The sequence below is a fragment of the Citrobacter sp. Cb028 genome (assembly GCF_030336705.1).
Lineage (GTDB): Bacteria > Pseudomonadota > Gammaproteobacteria > Enterobacterales > Enterobacteriaceae > Citrobacter > Citrobacter braakii.
The window spans coordinates 221,797-243,064 of the sequence record NZ_JAOWCZ010000036.1 but is presented as its reverse complement, the minus strand read 5'-3'; the positions used below and the strand labels follow the sequence as shown (position 1 = coordinate 243,064).

Below are 21,268 nucleotides of genomic sequence, written 5' to 3'. Positions count from 1 at the left end.
TTGTTACGCTGCGCTACCCTGGACCAGAGGTGCCAGCGCGGCAGGCAGGCTCTTACCCAGTTCCTGTACCAGCGAATCACGGCTGATTTCGCTAATCGACTTCGCACCGGTCAGGGTCATCGCCACCTTCATCTCTTTCTCGATCAGGTTCAGCAGATTCGCCACACCGGCCTGGCCGTGGGTCGCTAGCGCGTACAGATAAGCACGCCCCAGCAGCACGCTATCCGCGCCCAGCGCTATCATGCGTACAACGTCCAGACCATTGCGGATCCCGCTATCAGCCAGAATGGTGATATCGCCTTTCACCGCATCGGCAATGGCGGGCAGCGCACGAGCTGAAGACAGCACGCCATCTAACTGACGGCCACCGTGGTTAGAGACAACGATGCCATCCGCGCCAAAGCGTACGGCGTCGCGGGCATCTTCAGGATCGAGGATCCCTTTGATCACCATCGGACCATCCCAGAATTCACGGATCCACTCGAGGTCTTTCCAGGAAATCGACGGATCGAAGTTATTCGCCAGCCAGCCGATGTAATCTTCAAGGCCGGTGGGTTTGCCAAGATAAGTCGAAATATTGCCTAAATCATGCGGGCGACCGTTCAGACCAACGTCCCATGCCCACTGTGGATGAGTGACTGCTTGCCAGTAGCGCCGCAGTGCCGCATTTGGGCCGCTCATACCGGAATGGGCATCACGGTAGCGTGCGCCAGGCGTTGGCATATCGACGGTAAAGACCAGCGTGGAGCAACCCGCCGCTTTGGCGCGCTCCAGTGCGTTACGCATAAAACCGCGATCGCGCAGAACATACAGCTGGAACCACATCGGACGCTTGATGGTCGGGGCGACTTCTTCAATCGGACATACGGACACTGTGGAAAGCGTAAACGGAATGCCTTTGGCATCAGCGGCGGCGGCGGCCTGAACCTCGCCCCGGCGTGCGTACATGCCGCATAAGCCGACAGGCGCGAGGGCTACCGGCATGGAGAGTGTTTCGTTGAACAGCTTGGTTTCCAGGCTCAGGTCGGACATATTCTTCAGTACGCGCTGGCGCAGCGCCACCTCTGACAGGTCTGCCACGTTACGGCGCAAGGTGTGCTCGGCATACGCCCCGCCGTCAATATAGTGGAACAAGAAGGGGGGCAGGATGCGCTGGGCTGCGGCGCGATAGTCGCTGGCTGCTGAAATAATCATGTGTTGTTCTCCCTGCTATTCTCACCAGGATCACCGGGCAGGCGAGTAATACGCGCCTGCCGGGCCTGATCTTCGTCAAATCGTTTAATTGTGGTGTGGACAAAACTGAGGTGCGCCATCATGGCCTTACGCGCCCCGTCGGCATCCCCGGCAACAATGGCGTCCAGCACGGCCTGATGCTGCGCCGTCAGTTGAGAAAATACGGGCGGTACCAGGTACATACGTTGGCGGCTCTGTTTTACCGAAGACTGCAGGACGTCGAAGAAACCGCGCATGGTCTGCAACAGCACCACGTTGTGCGAGGCTTCCGCAATGGCGAGATGAAAACGAACGTCAGCCTGCGAGGCGAGATCCGGATCTTCGCTTTGCGTGGCCTCGAAACAGAGCCTGATTTTCTCTTTATCCGCGGCGGTGGCCCGCATGGCTGCGTGCCAGGCGGTACTGGCTTCGATGGCGTGGCGGGCCTCCAGAATATCGAAACTGTAATCAGGATCGTCAGCCAGCAGGGTTTTCAGCGGCTGAACGATGTTTTGTTCAGACCAGGCCTCATGCTGCCAGCGGATAAACGTCCCGCCGCCACGACGGCTAATCAGTACGCCTTCACTGACCAGCTTTGCTAACGCCTCGCGCAGCGAGTTACGCGATACGCCGAGCTGTACGGCCAGTTGGCGCTCAGCGGGCAACTTCATGCCCGCCTCCAGCTGTTGTTCTTCAATCAGCGCCCGCACACGAGATGCGACTTCGTCTGACAGGCGTCTGGGCATCACTATCATGGAATCATCCAGGTTAAGACATAGGCCTGCAGCGTGGTAATCACACCCACCATGCAGGTGAAAATCAGGCTGTGTTTCACGGTAAAGCGGAACAGGTCAGACTCTTTCCCCACTAATCCCACTGCCGCACAGGCGATAGCGATAGATTGCGGCGAGATCATCTTGCCGGTCACGCCGCCGGTGGTATTTGCCGCCACCATCAGCACATCCGAAACGCCGATTTGCTGAGCAGCCGTAGCCTGCAGGGCGGCAAACAGTGCGTTTGATGAGGTGTCGGACCCGGTCAGAAATACCCCCAGCCAGCCGAGGAACGGTGAGAAGAAGGTAAACGCGCTGCCGGTGTGTGCCAGGGCCAACGCCAGGGTTGATGAAAGCCCGGAGTAGTTTGAGATAAACGCGAATGCCAGCACCATTCCGATGGAGTAAATAGGTAATGCCAGATCTTTCAGCGTGCTGCCAAAAGTCTGCAGCGCTGCGGACGGCTTCATCTTCAACCAGACGATAGACAGCAGGGCGGCAAACAAAATCGCGGTACCGGTCGCGGAGAACCAGTCAAATTTATACACCGCCGCGTAGGCTGTGGCTTCGTGTACAACCGGCGGCATACGGGCAACCAGCTTATCGAGGAACGGAACCGGAATATTGACCACCCAGTGGTACATCGCGCCGCCTGGCGCAAACAGCGCTTTAAACGGCGGTACGCTCCACAGCGTGACGGTGGCGGTCAGGAACAGGAACGGAGACCAGGCGCGGACCACCTGTCCAGCGGTATAGTGGGTGCGAGCCAGCGTCTGATCGACCTGTGAAGCGCCCATATCGCCAAAGCGGAAGATGCGTACCGGCTGCCAGCGTTTCAGGAACAGCGTCAGGCAGACCAGCGAAACCAGAGACGAGATAATGTCCGGCAGTTCTGGCCCGATAAAGTTAGAGCTGAGGTACTGCGCGATAGCAAACGAGCCGCCAGCGACCATCACCGCAGGCCAGGTCTCTTTTACGCCGCGCCAGCCATCCATAATCGCCATAATCCAGAACAACACGATAATGGTCAGGAACGGTAACTGACGGCCCACCATCTGACCAATCTCGAAGCTATCCAGCCCGGTAACCTGACCGGCAACCAGAATCGGAATGCCCATTGCGCCAAAAGCGACCGGAGCGGTGTTTACGATCAGGCACAAACCTGCCGCGTACAGAGGATTAAAGCCCAGACCAACCAGCAGTGCAGCGGTAATCGCTACCGGAGCGCCAAATCCTGCCGCCCCTTCGAGGAATGCCCCAAAGGAGAAACCGACAATCAGCATTTGCAGACGTTGGTCCGGGGTAATCGAGAGTATTGAGGAGCGGATGATGTCGAACTGCCCGGTTTTCACCGAGATTTTATAGACGAATACCGCGGCGATAATGATCCAGGCAATTGGCCACAAACCATAGAAGAAGCCGTACACCACGGAAGCCAGAGCGTGATCGACCGGCATTTTGTAAAACAGCAGGGCGACCGTCAGAGCGATCACCACCGTCCATGACGCCGCAACATAGCCTTTCAGCTTGAGCTTAATCAGGGCGAAGAAAAAGAACAGGATAGGGAGCGATGCGATCAGACTGGAAAGCCAGATGTTACCGGCCGGGTCGTAGTTCTGTTGCCAGAGATTCATTGCAGGTCTCCTGGGGGCCGCCGACATAATGGAATGAGTCTGTGCTCATCTCCTGGTCACATTATGTGTAAAAGTGGCCCTGCCAATATTGTTGTGTAGGGGTAATGACAATGAATGGTTAATCAAATGTTATTTATTGGCAACGGTATTGTACTCACATTTTAATGAAATGTGAGGTGCTGGTAGGATCTGGCTAAAATTGGTAGGGCCAATTGCGGGTGAGGACAACAAAGAGAAGTGAAAAGGCAATGGCATGATGCCATTGCCTTTGATGTCGGGAGTATTGTTACTTCATTACCACTGGAAGCCAGCACCAATGGCTGCAGAGTAATCGCCCTGGCTGTTACTGGTTCCTTGCAATTTATAAACCCAGCCCCCGCTTTCACTCACCATAGACACGCCGAGTGCGACGGCACTTTCACCATTAAACGTACCCCCAGCAATCGAGGTCATGTTGGCTCCCGGTGCGTAAGCTTGTGGAAGACCGGCCATGGCCATTGCTGAGGCAATACCGCCGCTCATCTTGTTTTCTACTCCTTTGATTTTACTGTTCATTTCACCCATTTTTTGATCGGTATAGGTGTTTGCTTCTTCTACGCTGCGTTTCAATTGCGCATAGTTCACCGCATCCGTATCGTTCACCGCCGCTGAAACAGCGCCGATCCGAGTGGTACCGCCACTCCCGTCTCCCAGGTTGAGCACACTGTAGTTAACCGAGCCATCGGTATTGGTTTCATAACGAACGGAACCTGCTTCTGAGGCTTTCAGTTGCGCCACATTAACCGCGTCAGTGTTGTTCACCCCTGCGGCAACATTGGTAATACGACGTTGTTGAGTAGAAGAGCCGACAGACACCGTATTAGCTTCATCTGCGACGGAATTTGTGCCTAGCGCCACGCTGTTTTCAGCAGCCGCAATAGATCCGGAACCCATCGCGACGCTGTCTGCACCCTGGGCATTTGCATCGGCACCTGTTGAACTGGTCTTGAAGTATTTGGTGCTCCCCGTAGTGACAATATCGCCGACAGAGTTTTCGATATTGGTGACGCGAGTATCAAGGTTGCTAACCTGGGTATTCAGGTTATTGATGCTTTCGGTATTTGCGGCAACACGGCTGTCAGTGACTTTCAATTGACCAACGTTTACGGCATCGGTGTCTGCGCTTCCTGCTGCAACATTGGTGATCTGCCGCTGGCCATCGCCACTGCCTACAGAAACTTCGCCCACTGACGTTTGTGGCGTATCCATGTTGTAAGCGGTATAGCTGCTTTGTGCGCCGACGGTGGTTTGTGAATTGCTGCCGAGCGCGATGCTGTTGGCGTGATTTACCTGTGCGTTTGAACCAATGGCAATGCCGTTGAAGGCAGATTGATCTACGACTGCGCCATAGCCAATACCGACTCCCGAATCGCCATTGACGATGGTTTTCGCGCCGACGGCTATCGCGTTTTCACCCACCGCCAGGGAATCTTCCTCATCCGAGTTAGCGTGGAAATATTGTGTCGACGTCGTGGAAACGGCGGCGATAGCATTTTGTAACTGACGAACTGTTACCGCATCTTGCGCTTCAGAGCCGTCCGCAACGTTGGTAATTTGACGATAGCTTTCTCCATCCGTCCCCAATGACAACGCGCCCAGCAACTCTCTGTCTGTTGTATCGTAACCAATGACGACGCCATCGCTTGTTACGCTCGTTGCTTGTATGCCGGTTGTAATAGCGCGGTTAGAGCTGGAGCCACTGCCCAAGGCGATGCTGCCCTCAATGCTGCTGCTGCTGTTTTCTCCAAGCGCCAGACTCGAAGCACCGGATGCGACGGCGTTGTAACCCACTGCTGTTGCGCCCTCACCCGTTGCGTATGCATCCTGGCCTTCAAGCCCGTTATCGTTCGTGCGGATGTATTTCACGCCGGTACCATTTTCCGTGATATAGGTTTCGCTGGTATCACCGGTTATTTGGTTAATAGATTCATTATACTGAGAAATCAGCATGTTAGTTTTATGGAGCTGAGAGCCATTAACGGCGTCAGTACTGTCACTGGCGATTTCACCTGCTGCTACATTGGTTATCTTATTGGTACCGCTGGTACCGTGGCTGGCGCTGAACGCACCCTCTTCGTCATCCCAGCTCAGTGCATCGGTACCAAGGTTGGTGATGGACGTATTGATATCCGCAATAGCAGAGGTGTTTTGATCTACTTTCTGGTTGGTTTCATACAACTGTGAGCCGTTTACCGCGTCTGTACTGTCCTCAGAAAGCTCCCCGGTGGCGACATTGGTTATTTTACTGGTACTTCCACCGTGGTTTGCGCTAAAAGCCCCGATGTCTTCGTCCCATAACAGAGCATTATCAGTGAGGCCGGTAATGGACGTATTAATGTCGGTGACAGAAGTATTCAGGTTCTCAATTGCGGTGCTGTTCTGAGATATGTTGGTGGTATTGGCGGCGATATCGGTCGTGTTCTGATCCACTTTTTCATTGGTTTCGAACAGCTGCGAACCGTTAACCGCGTCGGTGCTGCTCTCAGAAAGCTCCCCGGCGGCGACATTGGTGATTTTGTTTGCCGTACTACTTCCGTGGCTGGCGGAGAACGAATTGGTTGCCTCATCCCAGCTCAGTGCATCGGTACCAAGATTGGTGATCGTCGTATTAATATCTGCAATATCTGATGTGTTTTGATCTACCTTCTGGTTGGTTTCATACAACTGTGAGCCGTTCACCGCGTCTGTACTGTCCTCAGAAAGTTCCCCGGCGGCGACATTAATGATTTTGCTGGCGCTTCCCGCGTGGTTAGCGCTGAATGCTCCAGAGTCAGCATCCCACAGCAGGGCATCATCGGTTAGCGTGGTAACTGAGTTGCTCAGGTTATTGATATTGGTGGTGTTGGTGGCGATATCAGTGGTGTTCTGAGACACATTTTCGTTGGTGGCAAACAACTGGGAGCCGTTAACGGCATCGGTGCTGTCTGCGGCCAGAGTGCCTGCCGCCAGATTGGTGATCTTGCTGGCGCTTCCCGCGTGGTTAGCGCTGAATGCGCCAGAGTTAGCATCCCACAGCAAGGCATCATTGGTGAGCGTGGTAACAGAGTCGCTCAGGTTATTGATATTGGTGGTGTTGGTGGCGATATCAGTGGTGTTCTGATTGATGCTGGTCGTATTAGCGGCGATATCGGTTGTGTTCTGGTTAATGCTGGTCGTATTAGCGGCGATATCAGTAGTGTTCTGATCCACTTTCTCATTTGTATCAAACAACTGGGAGCCGTTAACGGCATCGGTGCTGTCTGCGGCCAGGGTGCCTGCCGCCAGATTGGTGATCTTGCTGGTGCTTCCCGCGTGGTTAGCGCTAAAGGCACTGGTGCTGTCATTCCACAACAGCGCGTCTTCGGTTAATCCTGCGACAGAGGCACCTGTGTTAATGATAGAAGTGTTAAGTGCACTTAATGCACTGCCTACGTTATTGTAGATGCCTGTGCCTACCTCGTAGAGGGGAGCATTCACTGTACCATCAGAATTAACGGAAGCCCCTCCGCCGAGTCGGTTGGCGACGGATTGACTTAAAGAATGAATTTGCGCACCTGTGACGGCATCAGTACTGCTGGAATTGATGTCGCCTTTAGCAACATAGGTGATCTGCCGTTGAGTGGTGCTGTTACCCACGGCGACGGAATTGTCTTCCAGGGCGGTAGAGCCTGTGCCAAGGGCAACTGAGCTGGTGCCTATCGCTTTTGCGCCATTACCAAATGCAGTGCTGTCGTCACCGCTCGCAGTGGATTGATTACCTAATGCAACCGATTTTGCACCGCTCGAATTGGCATAAACACCCATTGCCATCGAATAATCTCCACTGGCTGAGGAAGAGGCTCCCATTGCAATGGCCCGGTCACCGGCAGAAACCGATTTTACGCCAAGCGCTAGCGAAGAGTCGCCGGAGGATTGGCTGTATGAACCAATGGCGGTACTCCATTTCCCCATCGCATCGGCCTTATAACCCATCGCGGCGCTTGCGCCATCTTCGCTGGTGTAAGTATTGGCTGTGGCATTGGTACCAATTGCAACCCACCCTGTTCCCGTTGTACCTGATACGGTAACACCGCTTCCGGTATCGTTCCCCGCGTTGGCCAGCGCATCCGCTGAGACCATAATACTGCCAAGACCGATGAGTGCGGAAACAGCCAGCTTTTTGCGACCGCTTTTTTTGCCGTGGCTTTTTGCGGTTTCGCTGGTGACAATAAATGTTCCCGTAGCGGCATTCCAGATGACTTTAAATATTTTGTTCATGGATAAGTGCTTTCCTTTTATAAAATAGTTGTATCAATGGCTATTATTTTTTTGATTTCTTTTTTGTATCTTTAATAGGTTGTATGCTGTCAAAAATAACATTTTTCATGTTAATGCCTATTTTTAGATACTTAAGATTATTGGGCGATACGCCTTTTAATGTCAGCGTGACGTTTGTCCATGCTCCCGGTAAGAGTTCTATTGTCGAATCCATTTGCGTGTTGAGCAGGAGCTGTTTCCAGCGAGGCAGATCTTTTGCCTCGGAAGGTTTTTTCGTACCCCATGTCATATTAAACGCCAGGTTTGATACGGGAATGCTGAGTAAGTTAACCAAATCAAGATGAATAACACTCCCATCATCTATTGGCTCAATAGATAGAATACGCCCGGCTAAGCCGATATTGCCGTTGTTAATAATAAAATAGTGCGTTTGTGATGGGTCCAGTTCTGTGTAGTCGAATAGCCGTTGTTTGCGTTCAATGCGTCCAACGACTTCGGCGACCTTTTGTGTCGCGTTAATAATCGTAGTTTGTTGTTTTTCTAGTAAATTTATCTTTTCTTCTTGTTCTTTTTGTTGTTTTTTTAGTTCTTCGACAAGGTGTTTATCTGCAAAGTAATCACAACCCGATAACAAGAATGTGAATCCCAAAACAAGCAGCGGAACAAATTTTCCATTATTGTTCATATAAAATATCCTTATTTATAATTTATATGGTGTAAATAGTTGTCTGTTATTTATACAGCTAACTCACCATTCTGCGGGCATTGCCAATAACCCATTAACGTATGGTTATAATGAAAATATTCATTGCTTATATGAAATTTTGAAAATACCCAATATTATTTATTAATTACCCATAGCAATGCCTTATAAAAATATAATCATAATATTTATATATAGGGGCATTGTTTTATAGATGATAATGTTATTTAATTTTGTGGGTCAATTATATTCTGCGGGTCATGAAAAAAGAGGATGGAAAAATTCATTGTATAAATACAAACAGACATGATGGTGGGATTTTTTTTCTGAAAAGCAGAGATTGCCGTTAAAAATGAACTTGTATATAAGCGGTGTAAATATTTACAAGAAAAAATTCGGAATATAGCCCGATGCTCTCAAGCCACCCGCCGTTCGACGGGTGTCTTGAGAGCCTGTGATGCGGGAGTGCTTAGAACTCGCTCTTCGCGAAGCCCGTCATCTCTTTCAGGCCCATTTCACGGCCAAGCTCGGTCATCGGGTGAACGACGATCAGGCCGCGCACGCTCTTCTTCAGCTTGCCCATGTCGGCCTGTTCTTTTTTGGTGATAGCACGACGGAAAGGAAGTTTCGCCAGCTTTTGCGCTTCTTTGCTCAGCTTCTGGCCGTGGACGTCACGCAGACGCGCGATCTCGGTTTCCAGCGTTTCTTTCTCTTGCTCCAGCTCGGCATATTTGTCGGCGGCTTCAACCAGGGACAGGTCTGCCTGCTGGTGGCGGATAGCGTCCAGACGATCGCTCAGGCGTTTAATTTCGTTTTTTTCGACTTCTTTCATAGGATAGCTTCTGATAAAAATAGGATGAATATCCTATAGTATGCGCGCAGAGCGGGATTATTCACAACTAATCGAAGATAAATAATCAAATGCTGCAAGTATTATTCAGCTAATGAAAATACTACTGTTTTGATTAATAAGGAATTTTAAGTGATAAGGTCGGCCGTAGTGCTTTTTATTGACGGGTTCATAGTGAAGCACGTTTTCCTCAATATAATCGCCCAACCGATCCTAAACTTAAATGAGCAACCGCGCAGGCTGAGCGCGGTTAATACATGGAGGAGGGAAGATTATGGCGAAAATAGGTGAGAACGTTTCGGCCCTTATTGATAAGACGGTCGATTTTATGGCTTCAAGCCAGGCTTTTCGCGAATATCTGAATAAAACACCACCGCGCAACGTTGTCCCTACTGAAATACCGCAGGAGAATGCGCAGCTGTATCTGCAACGTCTGGCGTATTATCGGCAGCTGTATCGACCGCAGCAGGAAGAGAAGTAAGCCTGCAGGGTCTTATTTTTGAAAGGCTTTTTTTAAGCTGATTTTAGAAATCAGCTCGGTCAGGGAAAGTACCATCGTGGAGCGTACCATCTGCTGGTAGCGCTGAATCTGCATTGCGTGCAAACCTGAGTCTGAGGTATCAAACTGCGGTGGCGGCGGGAGTGCCGTCACGCAGTGGAGTTCGCCAAACGGGCCAAGAATTTCGTCGTCGGTGAACGCGTATTCATTACCGTCATGGTTTAACTCTTCCCGCAGCGCCATCAGAAGCTCCGCATCTTCATACTCCGGCCGGCTGAGTACGCCCAGACCGTAAATTAGCTTCAGACGAACGGAAAGATCGCCCAGCGGACCGTCGCCGTCGAGCAGGGGTTCTACGGCATATTTTACCGCATAGTCGTCTTTGCGAAATACCTGAAGCACAAGGATATTCACCGCTTCGGTGAGCAGTTCTACGGCGGTGATGAGGAAGCTGCGTACGGTTTTGCCAGCATTCAGACGCTCAAGCACACGATTTTCAAAGGCCTGCGTTTGTTCCATTATTGCCTGCATATCTGACAATCTGTCATTTGGGCGCAGGCTGACCTGCGCCACATTCTCTATCATTTGGTTGCGTTATATGCGTTAACCGCCTCCGCCACCACATCACTGTTGGCATCCAGACCGGAAACCTGCGCCAGCGCGGCCTGTGGACCTTTTTCGTCAATCAGCGCGGCCAGTTCCTGGGCCTGCGGATCTTCTTCACTGCGATAGTGCATCGCTGCAGCAATACCGGTGACCAGATTCGCGTGCGGCAAGCCATACTCCAGCGTGCCTAGCAGCGGTTTAATCAGACGGTCGCCCGCGCTCAGTTTACGCAGCGGCTGACGCCCCACGCGCTCAACGTCATCTTTCAGATACGGGTTTTCAAAGCGACCGAGGATTTTCTGAATGTATGCCGCATGTTTTGCAGCATCAAAGCCATAGCGTTTGATCAGTACCGCGCCGCTCTCTTCCATCGCACCTTTTACCACTGCACGGATTTTCTCGTCGAGAATCGCGTCACGGATGGTCTGATGACCGGTCAATTTTCCGAGGTACGCGGTTATAGCATGCCCGGTGTTCAGCGTGAAGAGTTTACGTTCGACAAATGCCATCAGGTTATCAGTTAATTCCATTCCCGGGATGTTAGGCAGTTCGCCTTTGAACTGTGTTTTGTCGACAATCCACTCACTGAAGGTTTCGACGGTGACTTCCAGCGGATCGTTGGTCGCAGAAGCCGAAGGGGGAACAATGCGGTCCACGGCGGAATCGACGAAGCCAACATGTTCTTCAACCCAGGATTTGTCTTCATCTGCCAGCGCGTTCATAACGTGGCCTTTCAACTGGGTGGTTCCGCGCACCATGTTTTCACAGGCGATAATATTCAGCGGAGTGGCGATGCCCTGCGCCTTGCGTTTAACCAGCCCTTTGGCGATGGCCGGAGCGATACGCTCAAGCACGACCGGACCGACGGCGGTAGTGACTAAATCTACGTGGGCAATCAGGTCGACAACATCATCGCCGATGCTGCTCACGGCGTTGACGCCGGAAACGGTATCAACCTGCTCGTTTTCACCCACCACATGAACCTGATAGCTATGACGGGCATTCAGGGCATCGAGCACGACCTGGTTTACATCCGCGAACGTCAGTTGTATCCCCGCGTCCGCCAGCAGTTTGCCGATAAAGCCACGACCGATATTACCTGCGCCAAAATGTAATGCTTTCATAGTATTAACCTTCATTAATGTTTTTACCCAAGAGGGCTGGGGTGAGGCGTTTCCCTCAACCTAACCCTCTCCACAAGGGAGAGGATATCGCCTTCATATTTCGAACTGCAGATGCGTTGGCTCTCCTCGCTCACCCCAGTCACGTACTTATGTACGCTCCTGGGGATTCGCTGCGTTGCCGCCTTTCTGCAGCTCGAACTATTTTGGAGATACTTAATGGTTAAGCTTTTTTACCAGCCAGCAGTTCCAGAACTTCATCCACGCTGGTGGTATGGGCCAGACGTTCGATCACGGATTCGTCATCCAGAGCGTTGGTCAGGCTGGTGATCACCTGGATATGTTCATTGTTACGTGCGGCGATACCAATGACCAGGCGGGCAATATCGTCTTCTTCTTCACCGAAGCGCACGCCTTCCGGGTACTGGCAGAACACCACGCCGGTTTTCAGTACGCGGTCTTTGGCTTCAACCGTACCGTGCGGCACTGCGATGGACTCACCGAGGTAAGTCGGGGTTAGTTTTTCGCGGTCCAGCATTGCCTCGACGTATTCTGGCTCAACGTAGCCGCCTTTCACCAGTTGCTCACCGGCAAAGCGAATCGCTTCTTCTTTGTTAGTGGCTTTACGGCCGAGGAAGATATTCTCCGCACCCAGTTTGAACAGGTGGGTATCACCCTCTTCAAAGCTGTCTTTCAGGTGATCGCGGACTTTCTCTTCGTTCACGTTGTGGCGCTGTGCAGCAACCAGACGTTCGGTCAGGCTGGCGTACAGGCCGCTGTCGAGGAAGTTGGTCAGCGAAATGTGTTGTGCCTGAGGCACCTGGCGCATCGCACGTTCGGTCAGGTCACGGTGAGTAATGACCAGATCGACATCCGGCGGCAGATTGTTAATCGCGCTGTTGGTGACGGAAATCTGAGACAGACCGGCATCCTGCACTTTCTTGCGCAGTACGCCCGCCCCCATGGCGCTGGAGCCCATACCCGCATCGCAGGCAACGATGATTTTACGCACATGGCTCAGGTCGTTAGTCACGTCGCCAGCCGCCAGCGGAGATGCACCTTTGGATTCCGCTTTCATGTCGTGCATACGACGAGTAGCGGCATCAATGTCATCATCTTCTTTCACTTTGCTGGTTTTCAGCAGAATGGCTGAGACGACAAAGGAGACAGCCATTGCGGCACAGATAGCAGCGATGTTCGCGAAGTAAGCACCCTTCGGCGTCATTGCCAGTACGGCCAGGATAGAACCCGGAGAAGCCGGAGAAACCAGGCCGCCGTTCAGGATAGTCAGGGTAAATACGCCAGTCATACCGCCGAGGATAACGGCCAGGATCAGACGCGGGTTCATCAGCACGTACGGGAAGTAAATTTCGTGGATACCACCCAGGAAGTGGATGATAGCCGCGCCGCCTGCAGACTGCTTAGCGCTGCCGCGACCGAAGAACATGTATGCCAGCAGAACGCCCATACCCGGACCCGGGTTAGCTTCAATCAGGAAGAAGATGGATTTGCCCATCTCGTGGGACTGCTGAATACCCAGCGGTGAGAAAATACCGTGGTTGATGGCGTTGTTGAGGAACAGGATTTTCGCCGGTTCAACGAAGATAGACGCCAGCGGCAGCATGTCATGGACAACCATGAAGTTAACGCCTGCCGCCAGGATTTTGGACAGTGCTTCAACCAATGGGCCAATGCCAAGGAATGCCAGAATGGCGAGGATCATCCCGATGATGCCTGCGGAGAAGTTATTCACCAGCATCTCAAAACCGGACTTGATCTTACCGTCTACCCAGTTGTCGAAATGTTTGATAGCCCAGCCGCCCAGCGGACCTGCGATCATCGCGCCGAGGAACATTGGCATATCGGCACCGACGATAACGCCCATGGTGGTGATAGCACCCACCACGCCGCCACGCTCGCCGCCAACCAGCTTACCACCGGTATAACCGATCAGCAGCGGCAGCAGATAGGTGATCATTGGGCCGACAAGCTTCGCCAGCGTTTCGTTCGGCAACCACCCTGTCGGAATGAATAATGCGGTGATAATACCCCACGCGATAAACGCGCCGATATTTGGCATCACCATGTTACTGAGGAATCGACCAAAGCTTTGCACTTTGATCTTAATATCGGATGACATAAAAACACCCCTTCTTATGTTTGCTGTCGCGCAGGCTAAAAGCCCGAGGTTTGTTAATGTAGCGGCAGGAGGTAGCCGGACCCTGTAGATACTGCGAAATCTGGCACTGAATCGTTCAACTGTCCAGTCGACGACTTTTTATGTGACGTTTGTCACGTAAATATAGGGTGTATGGCGTTAGTTAATGTGATTTTCATCACAAAATATCGGTACAAAAAAACATCACAGGTCAAGAATTGGCTAAAAATGGGCGTTAAGTGTGAAGTTATTCACGTTTTTGCTTTGGCTGTTTGTTGGATATTTGTGATCTACTTCGCAATAAATATTTGTCTGGATTTCTCCTGGTGTGATCTGGAGCGGATTCTGTTTCATCACCTATTTCTTGCAACTACCCCGCAAGCCATCAACCTGAAAATTTATACCCTGGTGGTATGGCGGAAATGGCTAACTGCAATTATGTTCAAATTACCAGCCATGACTCCTTTCGGCTGCCTTCAATTGAAAGCTCTGATTAGCGTGAATACGAGGCGGGTATGTTTCTAAACTATTTCGCGTTAGGTGTGCTGATCTTCGTTTTTCTGGTTCTGTTTTACGGAATCATCGCCATCCATGATATTCCCTATAACATGGCTAAGAAGCGCAACCATCCCCATGCCGATGCCATCCATACGGCGGGTTGGGTGAGCTTATTTACGCTGCATGTTATTTGGCCCTTCCTGTGGATCTGGGCCACGCTCTATCAGCCAGAACGAGGCTGGGGAATGCAGTCACACATCACGCCGTCCGGGAAGGAACCTGACCCTGAAATTGCCGCGCTGGCCGCGCGCATCACCCAGTTGGAAAATAGACTGGATGGGGAGAAAAAAAACGATAACTCCACCTTTCCGGAGATTTGATCATGGACTTGTTGATTGTCCTGACCTATGTGGCATTCGCCTGGGCCATTTTTAAAATATTCCGTATTCCGGTAAATCAATGGACGCTTGCTACCGCCGCATTAGGTGGGGTGTTTATTGTGGCGGGACTGATTTTATTAATGAACTATAACCACCCGTATACCTTTACGGCGCAAAAGGCGGTTATTTCAATTCCTGTTACCCCACAGGTCACCGGAATTGTTAGTGAAGTGACAGATAAAAATAATCAGCTGATTAAAAAAGGCGAGGTGTTATTTAAACTCGATCCCGTTCGTTATCAGGCGCGGGTCGACAGGCTGCAGGCCGACCTGGTGACCGCTACGCACAACATCGACAATATGAAAGCGCAGCTGTCTGAAGCCGTAGCCAATACCACCCGCGTTTCCGCTGAACGAGATCGCCTGTATAAAGATTATCAACGCTATTTGAAGGGTAGTCAGGCGAAGGTTAATCCATTCTCTGAAAGCGACATCGACAATGCCCGGCAAAACTATCTGGCGCAGGATGCGCTGGTCAAAGGCTCCGTTGCTGAACAGACGCAGATTCAGAGCCAGTTAGACAGTATGGTCAATGGAGAGCAATCTCAGGTTGCGTCTCTGCGCGCCCAGCTCGCTGAAGCCAAATACAATCTTGAGCAGACTATCGTACGTGCGCCCAGCAACGGTTATGTAACACAGGTGCTTATCCGGCCCGGGACCTATGCCGCCGCGCTGCCTCTGCGCCCGGTGATGGTATTTATTCCGGAACAAAAACGGCAAATCGTGGCGCAATTCCGCCAGAATTCGTTGCTGCGCCTTAAACCGGGTGATGAAGCGGAAGTGGTCTTCAACGCGCTGCCAGGCCAGGTATTCTCCGGCAAGCTTACCAGCATTCTGCCGGTTGTTCCGGGCGGTTCTTATCAGGCGCAGGGAGCATTACAGTCCTTAACGGTGGTGCCGGGTACCGATGGCGTGCTGGCCACGATTGAGCTGGCTCCCAATGCCGATGTGGATGCGCTGCCGGACGGTATCTATGCCCAGGTGGCGGTCTATTCCGACCATTTCGCTCATGTTTCAGTGATGCGTAAAGTGCTGCTGCGCATGACCAGTTGGATGCATTACCTTTATTTGGATCATTGAGACCGTCATCACCTGCCATTTGCACTGACCTGAGCCATACTGATATTTTTGTTGGCAAAAAGGACCCGGCATGAAACTCATTGGCAGCTATACCAGCCCTTTTGTGCGTAAAATTTCTATACTGTTACTGGAAAAGGGCATCACCTTCGAATTTGTAAATGAACTCCCCTATAACGCAGATAGCGGCGTGGCACGCTATAACCCGTTAGGAAAAGTGCCCGCGTTGGTTACCGATGAGGGCGAGTACTGGTTTGACTCTCCGATCATCGCGGAATACATAGAACTGCTGGATATTGCGCCAGCGATGCTGCCGCGTGAACCACTGGCGGCGCTGAAGGTACGCCAGTTGGAAGCGCTGGCCGATGGCATTATGGATGCCGGTTTAGTCTCGGTACGCGAACAAGCTCGCCCCGTCGCACAGCAGTCAGAAACCGAACTGTTACGCCAGCGAGAGAAGATTACCCGTAGTCTGGATATGCTGGAAGGTTATCTGGCGGAGGGTACGCTGAAAACGGATACGGTTAACCTGGCAACCATTGCGATTGCCTGTGCCGTCGGTTATCTCAATTTCCGTCGGGTTGCGCCCGGCTGGTGTGTTGATCGCCCGCGTCTGGTCAAACTGGTGGAAACGCTCTTTCAACGCGAAAGTTTTGCCCGTACGGAACCGCCAAAGGCTTGATACACATTATACTCGCCTGAGCAAAGTCACGGTACAATCCTTGCTATATCGATATCCCTCTCCACGGTGGAGAGGGCCACCAACAGCCAGGCCCTTTCATGACAACCGACATGCGTTCACTCTACAGCCAGCTTCCTGCGATCGATCGTTTATTGCGCGATAGCGCCTTCCCAGCTTTACGTGAGTCTCACGGTCATACCCGGGTGGTTGACCTGCTGCGTCACATGCTCGACGAAGCCAGAGAAGCTATTCGCGACACGCACGCGCTCCCGGCATGGTGTGAGGACTGGGCGCAAGAGGCCTGCGCCCGGCTGGAACGAGAATCGCAAAGTGCGCTGCGTCCGGTGATTAACCTGACCGGAACGGTGCTGCATACCAATCTTGGTCGCGCATCGCAGGCCGAAGAAGCGATCGAGGCGGTGGTGCAGGCGATGCGCACGCCGGTGACGCTGGAATACAGCCTGGATGATGCCGGGCGTGGGCATCGGGATCGGGCCCTGGCGGATTTACTCTGCCGTCTGACGGGGGCGGAAGACGCCTGTATCGTCAATAACAATGCGGCAGCGGTTTTGCTGATGCTGGCGGCCACAGCTAACGGCAAAGAGGTGGTCGTTTCACGCGGAGAACTGGTAGAAATTGGCGGCGCATTTCGTATTCCGGACGTGATGTGTCAGGCCGGATGTATTCTGCGCGAAGTGGGTACCACCAACCGGACCCACACGAAAGATTATCGTCAGGCGGTAAATGAAAACACCGGTCTGCTGATGAAAGTGCATACCAGTAATTACAGCATCGAAGGCTTTACGAAGTCGGTGGATGAGGCAGAGCTGGCTACTATTGGCAAGGAGTTGGATGTTCCGGTAGTGGCGGATCTCGGCAGCGGCTCGCTGGTCGATCTCAGCCAGTATGGATTACCGCAGGAGCCGATGCCGCAACAGCTGATTGCCGCTGGCGTCAGCCTGGTGAGCTTCTCTGGCGATAAATTACTGGGAGGGCCGCAGGCAGGGATTATTGTCGGTAAAAAAGAGATGATCGCGCGCTTACAGAGCCATCCGCTGAAACGTGCATTACGGGCTGATAAAATGACGCTGGCTGCGCTGGAAGCGACGCTGCGGCTCTACCTGCACCCGGAAGCGCTGGCAGCGAAGTTGCCGACGTTACGCCAGCTCACCCGCTCGCAGGAGGCTGTCCACGCGCAGGCACAACAATTACAGGCACGGCTTGCTGATCATTACGGCGACGAATTCGCCCTGAACGTTATGCCTTGTTTATCGCAGATAGGCAGCGGTTCGCTACCTGTTGATAGGCTGCCCAGCGCGGCATTAACCTTTACGCCACATGACGGGCGCGGTAGCCGCCTCGAAGCACTGGCCGCCCGTTGGCGTGCGCTGCCCGTGCCGATCATTGGGCGAATTTATGATGGTCGCTTATGGCTGGATCTGCGCTGCCTTGAGGACGAGACCCGGTTTATGGAGATGATGCTGAAATGATTATTGCAACCGCCGGACACGTTGACCACGGAAAAACAACGTTATTACAGGCGATTACCGGCGTGAATGCCGACCGTTTGCCGGAAGAAAAAAAGCGCGGCATGACCATCGATCTCGGTTATGCCTACTGGCCGCAGCCGGACGGAAGGATTCTGGGATTTATCGATGTTCCCGGACACGAAAAGTTTTTGTCCAACATGCTGGCGGGTGTCGGCGGGATCGACCATGCGCTGCTGGTGGTGGCGTGTGATGACGGCGTGATGGCGCAAACGCGTGAGCATTTGCAAATTCTGCAACTGACGGGCAATCCGCAGATCACCGTGGCGCTCACGAAAGCCGATCGCGTGGATGACGATCGCATCAACGCGGTACGTACTGAGGTGCATACTGCGCTTGAGAACTATGGATTCGCCGATGCGGTTCTGTTCGTGACGGCTGCCAGTGAAGGTCGTGGAATCGAAGAACTGCGCGATCATTTACAGCAATTAACGTCGCGCGAGCATGCCCGCGATTGCAGCTTTCGCCTGGCGATTGACCGTGCCTTTACGGTCAAAGGCGCGGGTCTGGTGGTGACCGGGACGGCGCTTAGCGGTGAGGTGACTGTTGGTGACACGCTGTGGCTCACGGGCGTCAACAAACCGATGCGCGTACGTAGCTTGCATGCGCAAAATCAGGCCACCGATCGCGCGCAGGCGGGGCAACGTATTGCGCTGAATATTGCCGGTGATGCACAAAAAGAAGAGCTTAACCGCGGCGACTGGCTGCTGTCCGATGCACCGCCAGAGGCGTTTACCCGCGTGATTGTCTCTTTAGAGCATGCCGCGCCGCTGATGCAGTGGCAACCGCTGCATATTCACCACGCGGCCAGCCATGTCACCGGGAGAATCTCGCTGCTTGAAGGGACGCTGGCGGAACTGGTGTTTGATACACCGCTCTGGCTCGCCGATAACGACCGTCTGGTGCTACGCGATATTTCGGCCCGCACGACGCTGGCTGGCGCGCGCGTGGTAACGCTCAATCCGCCGCGTCGCGGGAAGCGTAAGCCGGAATATTTGCAGTGGCTAGCAGCGCTGGAGAAGGTACAGAGTGACGGCGAAGCTCTGGCGCTACATCTGACGCGCGGGGCGGTGAATATTCCTGACTTCGCCTGGGCGCGTCAGCTCAACGGCAACGGTATGCGTCCGTTGATTGAGCTGCATGGCTTTATTCAGGCGGGATACAGTCTGTTGAATGCTGCCGTTGCAGCGCGCTGGCAGCGGAAAGTCCTTGATACGCTGGCGACGTACCACGAGCAGCACCGTGATGAACCAGGACCTGGGCGAGAACGCCTGCGCCGTATGGCTTTGCCGATGGAAGACGAAGCGTTGGTCCTGCTGCTGATTGAAAAGATGCGTGAGAGCGGCGCCATCCATAGCCATCATGGCTGGCTGCATTTGCCGGATCATAAGGCCGGTTTCAGCGAAGAGCAGCAGGCTATCTGGCAAAAAGCAGAACCGCTTTTTGGCGATGAGCCGTGGTGGGTGCGCGATTTGGCAAAACAGACGGGCACAGATGAGCAGATGATGCGTGTGGCGTTACGACAAGCAGCGCAGCAGGGCATCATCACCGCGATCGTCAAAGATCGCTATTACCGTAACGATCGGATTGTGGCCTTTGCCAATATGATCCGCGAACTGGATCAGGAGAAAGGATCGACCTGTGCTGCCGATTTCCGCGACAGGCTTAACGTTGGACGCAAATTGGCTATCCAGATTCTGGAATATTTTGACCGCATTGGTTTTACGCGTCGACGGGGAAATGATCATTTATTACGCGATGCTTTGTTGTTTCCCGAAAAGTAATGAAACAATTAATTCAGGAATTAAATGAATTAATACAAAATAAATATTGATTGAAATAAGCACATTAGATTATGAACCTAATGTGCTTTTTAATTGTGGGTGTTATTAAAATAACAACCACGATCATATTTTGTTGGATATTTCACTCGTATGCTTCCTGACTCTTTAGAGTAATTAAGGATCGTACAATGGCTGCTTCAACATTTTTTATTCCTTCCGTGAATGTAATCGGCGCTAATTCATTAAAAGACGCAATGAATACAATGGCGGAATATGGTTTTCGTCGTACGCTGATTGTCACGGATGCCATGCTGACAAAATTAGGTATGGCTGGCGAGATTCAAAAAGCATTACAGGAACGTGATATTTTCAGCGTAATTTTCGACGGTACGCATCCTAATCCCACGACCAGTAACGTCGCTGCTGGCCTGCATATACTGAAAGAAAACGAATGTGATAGCGTTATTTCCCTCGGCGGCGGTTCTCCGCACGATTGTGCGAAGGGCATTGCGCTGGTGGCGGCTAACGGCGGCGATATTCGCGATTACGAAGGTGTGGACCGTTCTGCAAAACCACAGCTGCCGATGATCGCCATTAACACCACCGCGGGCACGGCATCTGAAATGACCCGTTTCTGCATCATTACCGATGAAGTACGCCACATTAAAATGGCGATTGTGGATAAGCACGTTACGCCGCTGCTGTCCGTTAATGACTCCTCGCTGATGGTCGGCATGCCGAAGTCCCTGACAGCGGCAACCGGTATGGATGCGCTGACCCACGCCATTGAAGCCTACGTGTCTATTGCTGCAACGCCGATTACCGATGCGTGCGCGTTGAAAGCGGTCACCATGATTGCGGAAAACCTGCCGGTCGCCGTTGCAGATGGCAGCAATGCTCAGGCGCGCGAAGCCATGGCTTACGCGCAGTTCCTCGCGGGCATGGCTTTTAACAACGCTTCTCTTGGTTATGTGCACGCAATGGCGCACCAGTTGGGCGGCTTCTACGATCTGCCGCACGGTGTATGTAACGCAGTGCTGCTGCCGCATGTGCAGGTCTTCAATAGCAAAGTGGCGGCCGCTCGCCTGCGTGATTGCGCTGCTGCAATGGGCGTGGACGTTGCTGGCTTGAGCGCAGAGCAAGGGGCGGAAGCCTGCATCGCGGCGATCCGCGAACTGGCGCAGAAAGTGAATATCCCGGCCGGTCTGCGTGAGTTGAACGTGAAGGAAGAGGATATTGCCGTACTGGCGACCAATGCCCTGAAAGATGCCTGCGGTTTCACTAACCCGATTCAGGCGACTCATGAAGAAATCGTGGCGATTTATCGCGCAGCCATGTAATTCGTGATACCTGTCGTAAAGCAGTAAATGGCTGGCGAATAATTCGCCAGCCCCGTCTACCCTTGTAGTA

At 52.6% G+C, this 21,268-nt stretch carries 16 protein-coding genes; 7 read left to right on the top strand and 9 right to left on the bottom strand.

Features of this window, described 5'->3' with window-relative positions; all coding sequences use genetic code 11:
• Window positions 1-3 precede the first annotated feature (3 nt).
• The 6 genes from lldD to OGV75_RS23145 form a co-directional block, all read right to left on the bottom strand.
• Window positions 4-1,194 carry an FMN-dependent L-lactate dehydrogenase LldD gene (gene lldD / locus OGV75_RS23170; RefSeq protein WP_016154962.1) on the bottom strand — a complete coding sequence of 397 codons (1,191 nt, stop codon included), beginning with the start codon at window positions 1,192-1,194 and terminating at the stop codon, window positions 4-6.
• Window positions 1,191-1,967 carry a transcriptional regulator LldR gene (gene lldR / locus OGV75_RS23165; RefSeq protein WP_003024170.1) on the bottom strand — a complete coding sequence of 259 codons (777 nt, stop codon included), beginning with the start codon at window positions 1,965-1,967 and terminating at the stop codon, window positions 1,191-1,193. The genes lldD and lldR overlap by 4 nt, the downstream gene beginning before the upstream one ends.
• Complete coding sequence (lldP, locus tag OGV75_RS23160; protein WP_053388712.1) at window positions 1,964-3,619, bottom strand: L-lactate permease; 1,656 nt, start codon at window positions 3,617-3,619, stop codon at window positions 1,964-1,966. Before lldP ends, lldR begins: the two co-directional genes overlap by 4 nt.
• 294 nt (window positions 3,620-3,913) lie before the next feature.
• Window positions 3,914-7,894, bottom strand: coding sequence for an ESPR-type extended signal peptide-containing protein (locus tag OGV75_RS23155; protein WP_286481325.1), 3,981 nt, complete (start codon window positions 7,892-7,894; stop codon window positions 3,914-3,916).
• A gap of 43 nt (window positions 7,895-7,937) precedes the next feature.
• Window positions 7,938-8,579, bottom strand: coding sequence for a SadB/YajI family lipoprotein (locus tag OGV75_RS23150; RefSeq protein ID WP_047358810.1), 642 nt, complete (start codon window positions 8,577-8,579; stop codon window positions 7,938-7,940).
• Between the two features lie 487 nt (window positions 8,580-9,066).
• Complete coding sequence (locus OGV75_RS23145; protein ID WP_016154959.1) at window positions 9,067-9,429, bottom strand: YibL family ribosome-associated protein; 363 nt, start codon at window positions 9,427-9,429, stop codon at window positions 9,067-9,069.
• A 292-nt stretch (window positions 9,430-9,721) separates the two neighbouring features.
• On the opposite strand from OGV75_RS23145, the gene OGV75_RS23140 reads away from it, so the two are divergent.
• Complete coding sequence (locus OGV75_RS23140) at window positions 9,722-9,928, top strand: hypothetical protein (RefSeq protein WP_016154958.1); 207 nt, start codon at window positions 9,722-9,724, stop codon at window positions 9,926-9,928.
• A gap of 12 nt (window positions 9,929-9,940) precedes the next feature.
• Here the strand turns inward: OGV75_RS23140 and mtlR are convergent, their stop codons facing one another.
• From mtlR to mtlA, 3 genes are all read right to left on the bottom strand, one after another.
• A complete protein-coding gene (mtlR, locus tag OGV75_RS23135; RefSeq protein WP_005120486.1) occupies window positions 9,941-10,531 on the bottom strand; it encodes a mannitol operon repressor MtlR in 591 nt (196 codons plus the stop codon).
• Window positions 10,528-11,676: a mannitol-1-phosphate 5-dehydrogenase gene (mtlD, locus tag OGV75_RS23130; RefSeq protein ID WP_047415823.1), complete on the bottom strand. Its 1,149-nt coding sequence runs from the start codon at window positions 11,674-11,676 to the stop codon at window positions 10,528-10,530. The genes mtlR and mtlD overlap by 4 nt, the downstream gene beginning before the upstream one ends.
• A 220-nt stretch (window positions 11,677-11,896) precedes the next feature.
• Window positions 11,897-13,813, bottom strand: a complete 1,917-nt coding sequence (gene mtlA / locus OGV75_RS23125; RefSeq protein ID WP_016154956.1) for a PTS mannitol transporter subunit IICBA — start codon at window positions 13,811-13,813, stop codon at window positions 11,897-11,899.
• A 533-nt stretch (window positions 13,814-14,346) separates the two neighbouring features.
• Between mtlA and OGV75_RS23120 the strand changes: the two genes are divergently transcribed.
• From OGV75_RS23120 to yiaY, 6 genes are all read left to right on the top strand, one after another.
• Window positions 14,347-14,709 carry a DUF3302 domain-containing protein gene (locus OGV75_RS23120; RefSeq protein ID WP_016154955.1) on the top strand — a complete coding sequence of 121 codons (363 nt, stop codon included), beginning with the start codon at window positions 14,347-14,349 and terminating at the stop codon, window positions 14,707-14,709.
• A gap of 2 nt (window positions 14,710-14,711) precedes the next feature.
• Window positions 14,712-15,848 carry an HlyD family secretion protein gene (locus tag OGV75_RS23115; RefSeq protein ID WP_016157740.1) on the top strand — a complete coding sequence of 379 codons (1,137 nt, stop codon included), beginning with the start codon at window positions 14,712-14,714 and terminating at the stop codon, window positions 15,846-15,848.
• Window positions 15,849-15,918: 70 nt separating this feature from the next.
• Window positions 15,919-16,527 carry a glutathione S-transferase gene (locus OGV75_RS23110; RefSeq protein WP_101700432.1) on the top strand — a complete coding sequence of 203 codons (609 nt, stop codon included), beginning with the start codon at window positions 15,919-15,921 and terminating at the stop codon, window positions 16,525-16,527.
• A 98-nt stretch (window positions 16,528-16,625) separates the two neighbouring features.
• Window positions 16,626-18,017, top strand: coding sequence for an L-seryl-tRNA(Sec) selenium transferase (selA, locus tag OGV75_RS23105; RefSeq protein WP_016154951.1), 1,392 nt, complete (start codon window positions 16,626-16,628; stop codon window positions 18,015-18,017).
• On the top strand, window positions 18,014-19,858 hold the full coding sequence (gene selB / locus OGV75_RS23100; protein ID WP_016157738.1) for a selenocysteine-specific translation elongation factor: 1,845 nt from the start codon (window positions 18,014-18,016) through the stop codon (window positions 19,856-19,858). Before selA ends, selB begins: the two co-directional genes overlap by 4 nt.
• A 188-nt stretch (window positions 19,859-20,046) precedes the next feature.
• Window positions 20,047-21,198 (top strand): L-threonine dehydrogenase, encoded by a 1,152-nt coding sequence (yiaY, locus tag OGV75_RS23095; protein ID WP_286481317.1) that lies wholly within the window; start codon window positions 20,047-20,049, stop codon window positions 21,196-21,198.
• The last annotated feature ends 70 nt before the right edge of the window (window positions 21,199-21,268 follow it).

What these genes read in the sequence shown, in the direction of transcription:
- mtlR (WP_005120486.1), bottom strand. Translation starts at nt 10,531, where the DNA reads ATGATAGAGAATGTGGCGCAGGTCAGCCTGCGCCCAAATGACAGATTG.
- lldP (WP_053388712.1), bottom strand. Translation starts at nt 3,619, where the DNA reads ATGAATCTCTGGCAACAGAACTACGACCCGGCCGGTAACATCTGGCTT.
- OGV75_RS23150 (WP_047358810.1), bottom strand. Translation starts at nt 8,579, where the DNA reads ATGAACAATAATGGAAAATTTGTTCCGCTGCTTGTTTTGGGATTCACA.
- mtlD (WP_047415823.1), bottom strand. Translation starts at nt 11,676, where the DNA reads ATGAAAGCATTACATTTTGGCGCAGGTAATATCGGTCGTGGCTTTATC.
- OGV75_RS23120 (WP_016154955.1), top strand. Translation starts at nt 14,347, where the DNA reads ATGTTTCTAAACTATTTCGCGTTAGGTGTGCTGATCTTCGTTTTTCTG.
- lldR (WP_003024170.1), bottom strand. Translation starts at nt 1,967, where the DNA reads ATGATAGTGATGCCCAGACGCCTGTCAGACGAAGTCGCATCTCGTGTG.
- selB (WP_016157738.1), top strand. Translation starts at nt 18,014, where the DNA reads ATGATTATTGCAACCGCCGGACACGTTGACCACGGAAAAACAACGTTA.
- OGV75_RS23145 (WP_016154959.1), bottom strand. Translation starts at nt 9,429, where the DNA reads ATGAAAGAAGTCGAAAAAAACGAAATTAAACGCCTGAGCGATCGTCTG.
- OGV75_RS23110 (WP_101700432.1), top strand. Translation starts at nt 15,919, where the DNA reads ATGAAACTCATTGGCAGCTATACCAGCCCTTTTGTGCGTAAAATTTCT.
- selA (WP_016154951.1), top strand. Translation starts at nt 16,626, where the DNA reads ATGACAACCGACATGCGTTCACTCTACAGCCAGCTTCCTGCGATCGAT.
- lldD (WP_016154962.1), bottom strand. Translation starts at nt 1,194, where the DNA reads ATGATTATTTCAGCAGCCAGCGACTATCGCGCCGCAGCCCAGCGCATC.
- OGV75_RS23140 (WP_016154958.1), top strand. Translation starts at nt 9,722, where the DNA reads ATGGCGAAAATAGGTGAGAACGTTTCGGCCCTTATTGATAAGACGGTC.
- OGV75_RS23155 (WP_286481325.1), bottom strand. Translation starts at nt 7,894, where the DNA reads ATGAACAAAATATTTAAAGTCATCTGGAATGCCGCTACGGGAACATTT.
- OGV75_RS23115 (WP_016157740.1), top strand. Translation starts at nt 14,712, where the DNA reads ATGGACTTGTTGATTGTCCTGACCTATGTGGCATTCGCCTGGGCCATT.
- yiaY (WP_286481317.1), top strand. Translation starts at nt 20,047, where the DNA reads ATGGCTGCTTCAACATTTTTTATTCCTTCCGTGAATGTAATCGGCGCT.
- mtlA (WP_016154956.1), bottom strand. Translation starts at nt 13,813, where the DNA reads ATGTCATCCGATATTAAGATCAAAGTGCAAAGCTTTGGTCGATTCCTC.